The organism is Paenibacillus sp. Marseille-Q9583 (assembly GCF_976954365.1).
Genome location: NZ_CDRJTB010000034.1, coordinates 1 through 13,257, shown reverse-complemented (window position 1 = coordinate 13,257; position 13,257 = coordinate 1). Strand labels below are relative to the sequence as shown.

The following is a 13,257-nucleotide window of genomic DNA, read 5'->3' as shown; positions in this document are numbered from 1 at the left end:
TCTTATGCGTCCTTTATTTGCGGGAAGCCTTGAGTAGCTTGGCTTTGCGCAGTACATGCAGCACGCTTTTTTCGAGCTCTGCGTATTCCATGGAAAGCGCTCCTTTTCTTACGATAAACACCATATCGAGTCCACCTGCAATTTCAGGTTCATGATGACGAACGATTTCCTTGACCAATCTTCTCATTCGGTTACGGACAACCGCGTTTCCAACCTTTTTACTGACCGATACCCCAACTCTAAATCGCTCTACCTCTTTTTTGCTAAACCAATACACTACAAATTGATGATTCGCAAATGACTTCCCATGGCGATATACACGACTGAAGTCGGCACGGTTTCGTAATCGTAACTTTTTGTGCACGGGAATCTCCTTCATAAATCCGGTTAAAAGTATCGTTCCGAATTTTTTTCTTCTAATAGTATAGTCATTTGGATGTCGCCATAAACGACGCGCCTACAACGCTGAAATTTCCCTTCTATATTATAGAAAGAAAAATATTCTCAACTTCTCACAAAATAATTCTGTATATACGTTAAATAGCCCCGCAAAGTGTAGCTAGCGCATTAAGCGAGATCCTAGTCGTTTGCAGAGCAAATAATAATAAAAAGCAGTAAAAAAAGACCACCGGAGTGGTCCCTTAGTGGCCTAACTTACGCACTCAAAACTTTTCTGCCTTTCAAGCGGCGAGCTGCCAGCACTTTACGGCCGTTTTTCGTGCTCATTCTTTTACGGAAACCGTGAACCTTCTTGCGTTTGCTCACATTTGGTCTAAATGTCGGTCTCATAATTGCACCTCCCTTACAGGAACTTAATTACTGTCATATAAGCAGAAACGGTCTAAGCCGTCCTTATAGTAGGGACAGTATCTACATGAATCATCATTTAATTATCGAGACATATCCTTACAGAAAACACCTTTATATATTTAAACATATTTTATGCGCAAAAGTCAACCTACTGCTGGCTCCAGACCCTCCCTCTAATTCAAGCCGCTTATCCACAACTCCCATTAGAAAAAAAGTAATCCACAAGATATGACAGTTATCCACCTGTGATCAAAAAATAAAGTCGACTACTCACAGATGAGCACAACCTGTGTATAAAATTATCGAAGCTTTGGCGTAAAGTGTCGAACCGTAAACAAATTATCAACAATATGTAGTGGTGTTCCTAATAATTGTACACAAGTGCTTGAATTTGTGGATAAAATAGCCCTGCTCATTGAAAAATAAGGGGCGTTTTGCTATGATGGTATTACTTTTGAATGTGAATAGATTTGTTTGTTCTCTTAATTATCAACAAGCTGTGGATAAAGTTGTGAACAAATCAAATTTATCCATATTTTTTTGTCTCTTCATATTGCCTACTGGGGATAAATATCAGCACCAACCTATTTTCTTCGACATTTCCACTTCATGGCTGATGCCACATTTGGAAGATTTAAAGGAGTGACAGTCTGTGGACAGCCATACTTCCGAATTATGGCAGCAAATTTTATCGATTATTCAAACCAAATTAAGCAAGCCGAGCTTTGATACCTGGTTTAAGGCTACTAAAGCGATAACCTTCAACTCCCAGGTTCTCATTATCTCGGCACCTACAACGTTCGCAGTAGAATGGCTGGAAAGTCGCTACACCAAACTAGTAGGAGCAACGGTCTACGAAGTCACTGGGAAACAAGTGGATGTAAAATTCGTGATTGAAGAAAGCAAGCCGCCTGAGCTTGTGGTTCAACAATCCGCTCCCACTCCCGTAGTATCACGAGAAGAAGCGCAAACGCATCTACTCAATCCCAAGTACACTTTTGACACTTTTGTAATCGGCTCCGGCAACCGTTTTGCGCATGCAGCCTCACTGGCAGTAGCCGAAGCGCCGGCCAAAGCATACAATCCCTTGTTTTTATATGGTGGTGTAGGTCTGGGCAAAACCCATTTAATGCATGCCATTGGGCACTATGTTCTAGAACATAACCCGAATAACAAGGTTATTTACATCTCATCAGAGAAATTCACGAATGAATTTATCAATTCAATCCGTGATAACCGCGGTGAAAGTTTCCGCAATAAGTATCGTAACGTTGACATTTTGCTTATTGACGATATTCAATTCCTCGCTGGAAAAGAGTCCACGCAGGAGGAGTTTTTTCATACGTTCAATGCGCTCCACGAAGAACGCAAGCAAATTATCATCTCCAGCGACCGACCGCCAAAGGAAATTCCCACACTGGAAGAACGGCTACGTTCCCGGTTTGAGTGGGGCTTGATTACGGATATTCAACCACCCGATCTAGAAACCCGAATTGCGATTTTGCGCAAAAAGGCGAAGGCAGAGAACCTTGATATCCCTAATGAGGCCATGATGTATATTGCTAACCAGATTGACACCAATATTCGTGAGCTGGAGGGTGCATTAATCCGGGTTGTTGCTTACTCTTCGCTAACTAACCAGGATGTAACCACTCATTTGGCAGCGGAAGCACTCAAAGATATTATTCCTTCCAGCCGGCCTAAGATGATTACCATCGCTGATATTCAGCAAAAAGTCGGTGAATACTACAATTTACGCCTTGAAGACTTCAAAGCGCGAAAACGTACGAAAGCCGTAGCTTTTCCACGTCAAATTGCAATGTATCTCTCCCGTGAACTAACCGATTATTCGCTCCCTAAGATTGGTGAGGCATTCGGAGGACGTGACCATACGACCGTAATTCATGCGCATGATAAAATTACACAGTCATTAAAGGTCGATCAGGAGTTGTACAAAGTGGTAAATAATCTTGCGGAGAAAATTAAAAATCCTTCCTAAGAGGAACAAAGAGCCTATACACAATCTATACACATGTGGGTAGGCTTAATTTTATGCTATTTGATAGGGTTATCCACATATTAGACGCCCCTACTACTAATACTATTAAATAACTATAATAATTCATCATGTAAAGACGCGTAATAAAGAGATACCAATACAACGAAATTCCCAATTTTTCAGCTAGGAGTGAAATCATGAAAATAAGCATTCTTAAAAATGAACTCAACGAATCCATTCAACACGTATCCAAAGCTATCTCCAGTAGAACCACCATCCCTATTCTGACCGGTATTAAACTGGAAGTTAGCCACCAAGGCGTCACATTAACTGCAAGCGACACCGATATTTCGATTCAATCGTTTATTCCAGCAGAGAATGACAGCCATACGATCGTGAAGATAGATCAGCCAGGAAGTGTTGTTCTTCCCGCTAAATTTTTCGTCGAGATTATTAAGAAGCTGCCCTCCAAAGAGATTCACATGGAAGTTAAAGAAGGATTCCAAACGTATATTTCTTCTGGATCCACTGAGATTCAGATCGTAGGTTTAGACCCTGAAGAATTCCCGGTGCTACCGAGTATTGAGGAGAACGATACTATCTCCCTACCAGGTGATTTGCTGAAAAATATGATTAAACAAACGGCTTTTTCTATTTCTACCCAAGAGACAACTCCGATTTTAACAGGTATACTGTGGAATCTGGCTGATAATGAGTTTAAGTTTACAGCGACAGACCGTCACCGCTTAGCTACAAGAGCAGCAAGACTAGAAGGTACGGAGAATGTCCAATTTGCAAATATCGTAATCGCCGGTAAAACCCTTAATGAGCTAAGCAAAATTATTCCTGATCAAAATATGCTCGTTGATATTGTGGTTGCGGACAATCAAGTTCTCTTTAAAATCGACAAAGTACTGTTCTATTCACGGATCCTTGATGGAATTTATCCGGATACTTCTAGAATTATTCCAACAACCTACAAAACAGAACTAACTTTGGACACAAAAAAATTAAGCGAATCGATTGATCGCGCTTATTTGCTGTCCCGCGAAGAAAAAACCAATATTGTGCGCATGCAGACGCTCGAGCAAGGTGGTATTGAAATTTCTTCTAGCTCTTCTGAGCTTGGTAAAGTTCGTGAAGAACTTGAAGTCATTGATTTCAAAGGTGAACCGCTCAAAATATCTTTCAACTCCAAATATATGCTCGATGTCCTAAAAGTTATTGAGAGTGAGCAGCTTGTAATAGCATTTACAGGAATGATGAGCCCGATCATTTTGAAGCCGCTCGATCAAACCAATAGCTTGTATATTATTTTGCCTTACCGTACAACAAATTAATGCCAACATTCATGAACATGTGGATAAGTGGCTGAAAGGATAAAAACCATGAAAAAAATACTTATCCACAGTGGATATATTAAGCTGGATCAATTCCTGAAACTTTCTGATTGTGTATCCACAGGTGGAATGGCTAAAGCTTTGCTGCAAGAAGGACATGTACTTGTTAACGGAGAAATAGAGGAACGGCGCGGAAGAAAACTTTATCCGGGTGATCAAATTGAAGTGCAGGATAACGGCACATTTCAGGTTGAAGACGGAGGAGTCAAAGAGGAGTAGGCTAGGGGAGGAACCATTTCGTGTTTGTTAAAAATATCGGTCTGCAGCATTATCGGAATTACGGGCTGCTGCGTCTGGAGAGCTTGGGCGATGTGAATCTGATTCTGGGTCAGAACGCCCAAGGCAAAACAAACCTCATGGAGGCATTGTTCGTCCTGGCGATGACCAAAAGCCACCGCACCTCGAAGGATCGCGAACTTATCTCATTCGATGCCCCTGGAGACGCTGCTCAGATCATTGCCGAGGTAGAACGTAAGTACGGCGATCTCAAGCTAGAGCTCACCCTATCTGCCAAAGGAAAAAAAGCTAAGATTAACGGTCTAGAACAACGACGTCTTAGTGAGTTTGTGGGATCACTCAATGTGGTCATGTTTGCACCGGAAGATTTAGAGATAGTCAAAGGCACACCTGGCATCAGACGGCGTTTTCTCGATATGGAGATTGGCCAAGTCCAGCCCAGTTATCTATTTCACCTCCAGCAGTATCAAAAGATTCTCTTACAAAGGGGCAATTTGCTGAAGCAGTTGTGGGGGAAAGAGGCAGCGGGAAAAGACCTTTTGGAAATCTGGGATGCTCAACTTGTGGAGCACGGTGTTAAAATCGTAAAAAAAAGGAAACAATTCATAAAGAAGCTGCAAATATGGGCTGAAAGCATACACCGGGGGATTACGAACGGCGGAGAAGAACTGAAATTGCTCTATGTCCCCTCTTTCGGCGATCGGGATGAGGAAGATGAAGCTGTCTTATTAGACAATTTTATGTTAAAGTTATCACAAACGAGAGAACAAGAAATCAGGCGCGGCATGACGCTGACGGGTCCCCATCGGGATGACCTGTCCTTTTTTATCAACGGAAGGGAAGCTCAGGTCTACGGTTCTCAGGGACAGCAGCGTACAACGGCTTTATCGCTCAAGCTGGCGGAAATCGAGCTGATCCATGAAGAAATCGGAGAATATCCTGTGCTGCTTCTTGATGATGTTTTATCCGAGCTTGATCCTTACCGACAGACCCAGCTTATTGAAACCTTTCAAAGCAAGGTACAGACATTCATTACCGCTACCGGGATTGAGGGTCTGAATGCCGATAAATTAAAGGGCGCCAGCCTATATCATGTTCATGATGGAAAAGTGGAGTTATAAAGAGCGGAGGAAGATCATGTATATTCATTTGGGCGGGGAGAAGATTATTCGCTCTTCGGAGTTAATTGCAATATTTGATATTTCGATTGAGAAATCTTCCAAGGTGTCTAAGCAATTCGTCATTCACTCTGAGCAGGACAAGAAGCTTGAGCGGATTGGTGAAGAGGAAGCAAAATCTATTGTCGTAACTAAAAATATCGTGTATTACTCCCCCATTTCCTCCTCCACTCTCAAAAAAAGAGCCAAAATTTTGCTCGAAATATAACTTGCGTTTAGTAACAAAGAGATAATCTGAAAGAAGTAGGTGAAGGCATGTCAATGAATCAACCGACATATGATGAGAGCCAGATTCAGGTACTGGAAGGGCTAGAAGCTGTCCGGAAACGTCCGGGCATGTATATTGGTTCCACTAGTTCTAAAGGTCTCCATCACTTGGTGTGGGAGGTCGTAGATAATAGTATCGATGAAGCCCTAGCAGGTTATTGTGACCGGATTCAAGTGATTATTCATGAGGATAACGGGATTACTGTTATCGATAATGGACGTGGCATACCTGTAGGTGAAAATGAAAAACTTAAAAAGTCGACGCTTGAAGTTGTAATGACAGTACTGCATGCAGGCGGTAAATTCGGCGGCGGCGGATATAAAGTATCAGGCGGCTTACACGGTGTGGGTATCTCCGTAGTAAATGCCTTGTCTGAGAAGGTTGTTGTTAATGTTAAGCGTGATGGGCATATTTATCAGCAGGAATACAGACGTGGTGCACCACAGTATGAGATCAAAGTTGTTGGAGATACGGAAGAGACAGGTACGACTACAACTTTTCATCCGGACCCTGAAATCTTTACTGAAACCACGGTTTTTGAATATGCGACCCTGCTTACTCGTATTCGGGAGCTAGCTTTTCTTAACAAAGGAATTGAGCTTTCACTGCATGATGAGCGGACCGATGTCACCAACGTGTTCAAATATGAGGGTGGTATCGTTGAATATGTGAAATATCTGAATGAGAAAAAAGAAGCGCTGCACGAGGAACCAATCTACGTGGAAGGCTCACGGGATATGATTCAGGTTGAAGTAGCTCTCCAATATAATGATTCGTATACAGAGAACATCTACTCTTTTGCGAATAATATTAATACCCATGAGGGCGGAACGCATGAATCCGGCTTCAAAAGTGCTTTAACACGTATTATCAACGATTACGCCCGTAAAGCGGGTGTGCTGAAGGATGGTAATTCAAATCTGACTGGCGACGACGTGCGTGAAGGATTGACAGCCATTATTTCTGTCAAAATTCCAGAGCCTCAGTTCGAAGGTCAAACGAAGACTAAGCTCGGAAATAGTGAAGTCCGTGGAATAGTAGAATCACTGTTCGGAGAGAAATTGCAGGAATTCCTGGAAGAGAATCCGGCAGTATCACGCCGTGTCCTTGAGAAGTCGCTTTCAGCTTCACGTGCACGAGAAGCCGCTCGGAAAGCTCGTGAGTTAACCCGCCGTAAGAGTGCGCTTGAAGTCAGTGCACTACCTGGTAAACTTGCGGACTGTTCATCCAAGGATGCGTCTATCAGCGAACTGTATATCGTCGAAGGTGACTCTGCGGGTGGATCGGCCAAGCAGGGCCGGGATCGTCATTTCCAAGCGATTCTACCGCTGCGTGGTAAGATTCTAAACGTAGAAAAGGCACGCTTAGACCGTATTTTATCCAACGCCGAGATCCGGGCTATTATTACTGCTCTTGGTACAGGAATCAGTGATGATTTTGACCTATCGAAGGCTCGTTACCATAAAGTCGTTATTATGACGGATGCCGACGTCGATGGAGCTCATATTAGAACTCTGTTGTTAACATTCTTCTACCGTTACATGCGGAAGCTAGTAGATGCAGGTTATATCTATATCGCACAACCGCCATTGTTCAAGATAGAACGCAACAAAGTGATCCGTTATGCAGGTAGTGAGAAGGAACGTGATGAGATTATCGCCTCTTTTGGTGAGAATGTTAAGGTCAATGTTCAGCGCTACAAAGGTTTGGGTGAAATGAATGCTACCCAGCTGTGGGACACGACGATGGATCCTGAGGCTCGTATGATGCTACAAGTAACGATTGAAGATGCGATGCTTGCTGATAGTATCTTTGATACGCTGATGGGCGATAATGTTGAACCAAGACGTGACTTTATCCATGAGCATGCGAAGAGCGTCAGATACCTTGATGTGTAAGAATTACATTTAAGCGAGAAATATAAGACCTAAAGTATGGTGTAAAACTTATACTTTCTTATATTTTAATAAAACCTCCGGCTTCTGTTCCTAACGGAATGAGAATGCTGGAGGTTTTTTTGGTTTCAGAGCTGATTTTTTAGGCTTTAGTATATTGCCTATTGCGGGTAGTATATGGGGATTTTCTAGCTTTTACACGTCCGTATGCTACAGCATAGCGGTGTATTCTACGATAGATAGATTTATCAGGAAATAACTTGAATACAACAATGGATGGAAGCGTGTTGACCTCAAGCAGCCACATATCCATATGTTGATCCATGGCAATATCCAGACCAATTTCTTTAATTCCTGGATAGGTGGTTTCCAATTGGCCTGCAATTTGTACGCCTAAAGATTTTAATTGATTAATCGTGGAGAGTGTTTCAGAAGGGTTCATATGATTTTTTAATAATGTATTTACTGACAGAATACTGCCTCCACTATGATAATTGGTGACGATTTTCTGAGGGGCAGCTACTCTTCCGAGCATTCCTGTTGTTTCCCATGCACCTGATGGAGACTTTTGGGCAAGAACACGAAGGTCGAAGGGACGATCTTGGTGACGCAGGAGATCAATTCCTTTTTGGACGAGGTAGGTACGGTTCTGAATTCGTTTCTGTAAGGCCTCATGCAGCTCTTCGGGGGAGAAGAAAACTTCTGCCATCTTTGCATATCTTAGAATATATAGGACCTGTGCTTCTTGCTGTTCTCTCTCCTCGTTATTGGCGGTGACAGTCCTTTCAGTCTTCTGCTGGCTAGGACTTAAAATCACCGTACGCTGCTCAGCTCTCATTACACCAATACCAAAGCTTCCGCGATCAGGCTTTATATAGACCATAGCATATAACGCAAGCATTTCTTTAAGAACACTTAAATCATATTTACGAGTATCAGGCACATATAGAGATAGAGATTGATTTTGAAGGATAACTTTTGTTTTAGCCCATTTACTTGGGACTCGTTGAATCTTCATTATCTTCCTCCTTAACAATTTTGTGCAGCATTTGCTCTTTTGAATTCCCTTGTACAAAACTTGCTGTGGAAGCATAATCTTTGGCAGCTGAAAATCAGGACAAGCTACCTAAACAATGGTATAATATAAGGATATGGGGTTTGCCTTATGAAACGATACTAGGATAATAAAACCGTGTTTCTTGTCTTTACAGTCTATGTACTAAAGACATTTGCGGAAAGGGCGAATACCCTAATCAGCGCAAAAGAAATCAATATTAGAAGATAAAATGCTATCATGTTTAATTGTGCTACTTTTGTGAAAGTAATATAATTAAGGGTAGCGGTTTTTTAACTGAAGGAGGTCCAGCAACTCATGGCTGAACAAAATAACCCACAAGTCAAAGATCGGGACATTGGCGTGGAAATGCGTGAATCCTTTATGGATTACGCAATGAGCATCATTGTTAGCCGGGCTTTGCCAGATGTGCGGGACGGACTCAAGCCGGTTCACCGACGCATTTTGTTTGCGATGTCGGAACTTGGAATGTCTGCGGATAAGCCTCATAAGAAATCGGCAAGAATCGTCGGTGAGGTTATCGGTAAGTACCACCCTCACGGTGACTCAGCCGTCTATGAAACAATGGTACGGATGGCTCAGGATTTCTCTATGCGCTATATGCTTGTGGACGGTCACGGGAACTTTGGTTCGATTGATGGTGATATGGCTGCAGCGATGCGTTATACAGAAGCCCGTCTTTCCAAGATTGCAGGCGAAATGCTTCGAGATTTGAACAAAGAAACAGTTGATTTCGCACCCAACTATGATGGTGAAGAGAATGAGCCAGTTGTATTACCAGCTCGCTATCCGAACCTGCTCGTTAATGGGGTATCTGGTATAGCTGTAGGTATGGCTACTAATATTCCACCGCATAACCTAGGTGAAGTTATCGATGGTGTGCAGGCGATGATTAAGAATCCTGATATCACCCCTATGGAATTGATGGAGTATATCCAAGGCCCAGATTTCCCAACGGCTGGATATATTTTGGGTCGTGAGGGTATTCGTCAGGCTTATCGTACGGGGCGTGGTTCAGTGACCATGCGTGCAAAGGCAACGATTGAAGAGAATAACGGTAAGGCTCGCATCATTGTACATGAGCTGCCGTATCAGGTAAACAAGGCAAGACTGGTTGAAAAAATCGCAGAATTAGTACGTGAGAAACGGATCGAGGGTATAACGGATCTTCGAGATGAGTCTGACCGTAACGGTATGCGTGTAGTTGTTGAGATGAGACGTGATGTAAATCCAAATGTTGTGTTGAACAATCTATATAAACATACTTCTATGCAATCTACATTTGGTATCAACATGCTGGCCATCGTGAACAACGAGCCGAAAATTCTTAATCTGCGTGATGTGCTCTATCATTATTTGCAGCACCAGATTGAAGTTATTCGTCGTCGTACTATATTTGATCTTAAAAAAGCTGAAGCACGCGCTCATATTTTAGAAGGTCTGCGTATTGCGCTGGATCATCTGGATGAAGTGATTGCGTTAATTCGTGCTTCTCGGACAACGGACATAGCCCGTGAGGGATTAATGAGCACCTTTAGCCTTAGTGTAGAGCAGGCTCAAGCGATCCTCGACATGCGGATGCAGCGTCTGACCGGTCTGGAAAGAGAAAAGATCGAGAATGAATATAACGAATTGCTAGCTAAAATTGCAGAGTACCGTGAAATTTTGGCGAATGAGCATCTTGTACTGGAAATCATCAGTAACGAGCTGCAGGATATTCGTGATAGATATTCTGATGAACGCCGGACAGAGATTACCGTTGGTGAAGAAAGTATCCTGGATGAAGACCTTATTCCGCGTGAAGAGGTTGTTATCACTATTACACATACGGGATACATCAAACGTCTACCTGTCAGCACCTACCGCAGTCAGAAGCGTGGAGGGCGCGGAGTCATGGGGATGGACACCAAGGATCAGGACTTTGTGGAGCATCTCTTCGTGAGTAACTCTCATAACTATCTGATGTTCTTTACCGATAAGGGTAAGGTATACCGGATTAAAGCTTATGAGATCCCAGAGCTGGGACGTACTGCACGTGGGACACCAATCATCAACCTGATTCAAATTGAACAAGGTGAGAAGATTAGTGCCGTAATCCAAGTGGAAGAGACCGATAGTGACAAGTACTTGTTCTTTGCTACCCGCGAAGGTATCGTGAAGAAGACACCACTTGAGGATTACAATAACATCCGCAAAGGCGGACTTATCGCTATTAACCTTCGTGAAGAGGATTCTCTAATTGAGGTTAAGCTGACAGATGGACAGCAAAATCTTATTATCGGTACAGCTCGCGGAATGTCGATTACGTTCTCAGAGAATGATGTTCGTTCTATGGGTCGTAGCGCGACAGGCGTGAAGGGCATTACGCTTGATAGTAATGACCATGTCATCGGTATGGATTGTGTCGATAAGGAGCTTGAGGTTCTGATTGTTACTAGCAAGGGTTATGGTAAACGGACACCAGCCGGTGACTATCGTTCCCAGACTCGTGGTGGTAAAGGAATCAAGACCATTAATCTCACTGAGAAGAATGGTCCTGTAGTTGGTCTAAAAGTCGTTAAGAACGATGAAGACTTAATGATCATTACTACAAGCGGTACCTTAATTCGTACCAGCATGGATGGAATCTCTACTATGGGTCGTTATGCGCAAGGGGTTAAGCTAATTAACATCCGCGAGGATGATGCTGTGGCTACTCTGTGCAGAGCAGATAAGAACGAAGAGGACGAATTGTCTGAAGATATGGAAGGCCTCGAGGAACAAGTAACAGTAGATGAATCTGGTGATATTGATCAACCGGAAACAATCGCTGAGGATCAAGAAGATAACTTAGAGTAGGTTATATTCAATAAAGAGCAAGGGCTTCTATTACAGAGACCCTTGCTCTTTTTGCTGTGATTAATTAATAGCTAGTTATTTAATGAAATTTAATGAGAATTTTTATAAGAATAGTTTTCATTTCACTAGTCGCTTCCTTTTATCCGTACTATAATTAGCCGATAGAGTATAAATCAGTATATAAAGTACTATTTTCTCAGAAATTATCTGTCAGATTAGATTTCGGTAATCCTGAGCTTATTGTTATAGAAATTAAGGGGCTGAGTATATGCCAAGCGTATTGGTTGGAGAAGTTAAAGCGGGCTCAAAGATAACCAAAGATGTAAATACACCTTTGGGGGGGATTTTGTTCACCAAGGGAAAAATACTACTCCCCCGTGATCTAGAAATTTTAGAAGCTTTTTTGGTTGGGCAAGTGGAGATCGAAGGTGTTCAGGGAGAGGGCAACTCTGATGCTGTCAAAAAAAACGCCAAGCAGACAGCACTTAAAGCTGGAGCGATTATAAATGAATCGATGCTGATCAAGAACAATTCCCCACTACATGATGAATATGAAAAAATGATCGCACTTATTAGGACCAGCTATCGTTCGGTAACGGCAGCCTCACTTCCTATTTTTGAGTTGCGGAGTCAATTAGAGTTACTAATTAGTCATTTGAAGGATTATCATGTGTTGAAGTTTTCTCCACGTACGCTAAAAGACGAGGATTACAACTATCACAATGCGGTGCTGTCCGCGTTAACATCATATAAGATCGCTCAGTGGTGCGGGTATCCGCAAAAGGATTGGATGCAGATCGCTTTTGCTGGATTACTACATGACATTGGAAACGCAAAAGTAGATAGTTCTCTTTTACATAAGCCGGAGTCACTTAATAGTGCTGAAATAGAAGAGGTTCGCAGACATACTACATATGGTTATCAATTATTGCGTAATGTCACAGCGATTAATGAAGGGGTAAGACTGACTGCATTGCAGCATCATGAGAAGGTCGACGGGTCTGGTTACCCACTTAAGCTAGAAGGTAGCCAGATTCATTTTTACGCTAAAGTAGTTGCGGTAGCAGATATATTCCATGCTATGACCCTAGAAAGGGCCTATAGAAAAGCACAGTCTCCTTATTTAGTGTTAGAGCAGATAATGACAGAAAGCTTCGGTAAGCTCGACCCAGTCGTTGTACAGACCTTTATACAGAAGAGTACCGATTTGTTTAATGGAACCAGAATACGTCTGAGCGATGGACGTCATGGAGAGATCATATTTACTGACCGTGCTAATCCAACACGTCCTATGATTAAGGTAGAGGGTACGATTGTTAACCTAATGTTGGAGCGAGATTTGTATATTCAGGAGATCATTGCTTAGAGAAGGAAGTATTAAGAGACTCCATAAATGAGACTGTGCTAACAGGTATATACCAATATATAAAGGGTGATTGATAGCACAGTCTCTTATTTCTAGATTATATTAAAAAAAAGTGTTGCAATGAATCTCTATACATGATATATTCTAAGTCCGGCCAAGAAATACACATGCCGAGCTCCAAAAAGAAGTTA

The 13,257-nt window shown here is 42.4% G+C and carries 11 protein-coding genes; 8 read left to right on the top strand and 3 right to left on the bottom strand.

The window, feature by feature from the left end; translation table 11 throughout:
• Nucleotides 1-13: 13 nt before the first annotated feature.
• Together rnpA and rpmH are read right to left on the bottom strand one after the other, a co-directional pair.
• Nucleotides 14-364, bottom strand: coding sequence for a ribonuclease P protein component (rnpA, locus tag ACWNM1_RS16550; RefSeq protein WP_042193070.1), 351 nt, complete (start codon nucleotides 362-364; stop codon nucleotides 14-16).
• A gap of 290 nt (nucleotides 365-654) precedes the next feature.
• Nucleotides 655-789, bottom strand: a complete 135-nt coding sequence (gene rpmH / locus ACWNM1_RS16545; protein ID WP_039295761.1) for a 50S ribosomal protein L34 — start codon at nucleotides 787-789, stop codon at nucleotides 655-657.
• A 673-nt stretch (nucleotides 790-1,462) separates the two neighbouring features.
• Here rpmH and dnaA point away from each other — a divergent pair.
• From dnaA to gyrB, 6 genes are all read left to right on the top strand, one after another.
• The gene (gene dnaA, locus ACWNM1_RS16540) at nucleotides 1,463-2,809 is read left to right on the top strand and encodes a chromosomal replication initiator protein DnaA (RefSeq protein ID WP_042183777.1); all 1,347 of its coding nucleotides are present in this window, start codon (nucleotides 1,463-1,465) and stop codon (nucleotides 2,807-2,809) included.
• A gap of 197 nt (nucleotides 2,810-3,006) precedes the next feature.
• Nucleotides 3,007-4,149 carry a DNA polymerase III subunit beta gene (gene dnaN / locus ACWNM1_RS16535; protein ID WP_042123045.1) on the top strand — a complete coding sequence of 381 codons (1,143 nt, stop codon included), beginning with the start codon at nucleotides 3,007-3,009 and terminating at the stop codon, nucleotides 4,147-4,149.
• Nucleotides 4,150-4,197: 48 nt separating this feature from the next.
• Nucleotides 4,198-4,428, top strand: coding sequence for a S4 domain-containing protein YaaA (gene yaaA / locus ACWNM1_RS16530; RefSeq protein ID WP_449601785.1), 231 nt, complete (start codon nucleotides 4,198-4,200; stop codon nucleotides 4,426-4,428).
• Nucleotides 4,429-4,448: 20 nt separating this feature from the next.
• Entirely contained in the window at nucleotides 4,449-5,567 is a 1,119-nt protein-coding gene (gene recF / locus ACWNM1_RS16525) for a DNA replication/repair protein RecF (protein ID WP_042123050.1), read from the top strand.
• Between the two features lie 16 nt (nucleotides 5,568-5,583).
• The gene (gene remB, locus ACWNM1_RS16520; protein WP_036677731.1) at nucleotides 5,584-5,832 is read left to right on the top strand and encodes an extracellular matrix regulator RemB; all 249 of its coding nucleotides are present in this window, start codon (nucleotides 5,584-5,586) and stop codon (nucleotides 5,830-5,832) included.
• 47 nt (nucleotides 5,833-5,879) lie between these two features.
• Nucleotides 5,880-7,790: a DNA topoisomerase (ATP-hydrolyzing) subunit B gene (gene gyrB, locus ACWNM1_RS16515; protein ID WP_042183779.1), complete on the top strand. Its 1,911-nt coding sequence runs from the start codon at nucleotides 5,880-5,882 to the stop codon at nucleotides 7,788-7,790.
• Nucleotides 7,791-7,929: 139 nt separating this feature from the next.
• Here gyrB and ACWNM1_RS16510 read toward each other — a convergent pair whose 3' ends face one another.
• On the bottom strand, nucleotides 7,930-8,805 hold the full coding sequence (locus tag ACWNM1_RS16510; protein ID WP_449601784.1) for a YheC/YheD family protein: 876 nt from the start codon (nucleotides 8,803-8,805) through the stop codon (nucleotides 7,930-7,932).
• Nucleotides 8,806-9,159: 354 nt separating this feature from the next.
• Between ACWNM1_RS16510 and gyrA the strand changes: the two genes are divergently transcribed.
• Complete coding sequence (gene gyrA / locus ACWNM1_RS16505) at nucleotides 9,160-11,700, top strand: DNA gyrase subunit A (protein ID WP_042183783.1); 2,541 nt, start codon at nucleotides 9,160-9,162, stop codon at nucleotides 11,698-11,700.
• 268 nt (nucleotides 11,701-11,968) lie between these two features.
• On the top strand, nucleotides 11,969-13,066 hold the full coding sequence (locus tag ACWNM1_RS16500; protein WP_449601783.1) for an HD-GYP domain-containing protein: 1,098 nt from the start codon (nucleotides 11,969-11,971) through the stop codon (nucleotides 13,064-13,066).
• Nucleotides 13,067-13,257 lie beyond the last annotated feature (191 nt).

Excerpts from the sequence above, each read along its gene's own strand:
- rpmH (WP_039295761.1), bottom strand. The coding sequence starts at position 789 with ATGAGACCGACATTTAGACCAAATGTGAGCAAACGCAAGAAGGTTCAC.
- dnaN (WP_042123045.1), top strand. The coding sequence starts at position 3,007 with ATGAAAATAAGCATTCTTAAAAATGAACTCAACGAATCCATTCAACAC.
- yaaA (WP_449601785.1), top strand. The coding sequence starts at position 4,198 with ATGAAAAAAATACTTATCCACAGTGGATATATTAAGCTGGATCAATTC.
- remB (WP_036677731.1), top strand. The coding sequence starts at position 5,584 with ATGTATATTCATTTGGGCGGGGAGAAGATTATTCGCTCTTCGGAGTTA.
- gyrB (WP_042183779.1), top strand. The coding sequence starts at position 5,880 with ATGTCAATGAATCAACCGACATATGATGAGAGCCAGATTCAGGTACTG.
- ACWNM1_RS16510 (WP_449601784.1), bottom strand. The coding sequence starts at position 8,805 with ATGAAGATTCAACGAGTCCCAAGTAAATGGGCTAAAACAAAAGTTATC.
- gyrA (WP_042183783.1), top strand. The coding sequence starts at position 9,160 with ATGGCTGAACAAAATAACCCACAAGTCAAAGATCGGGACATTGGCGTG.
- ACWNM1_RS16500 (WP_449601783.1), top strand. The coding sequence starts at position 11,969 with ATGCCAAGCGTATTGGTTGGAGAAGTTAAAGCGGGCTCAAAGATAACC.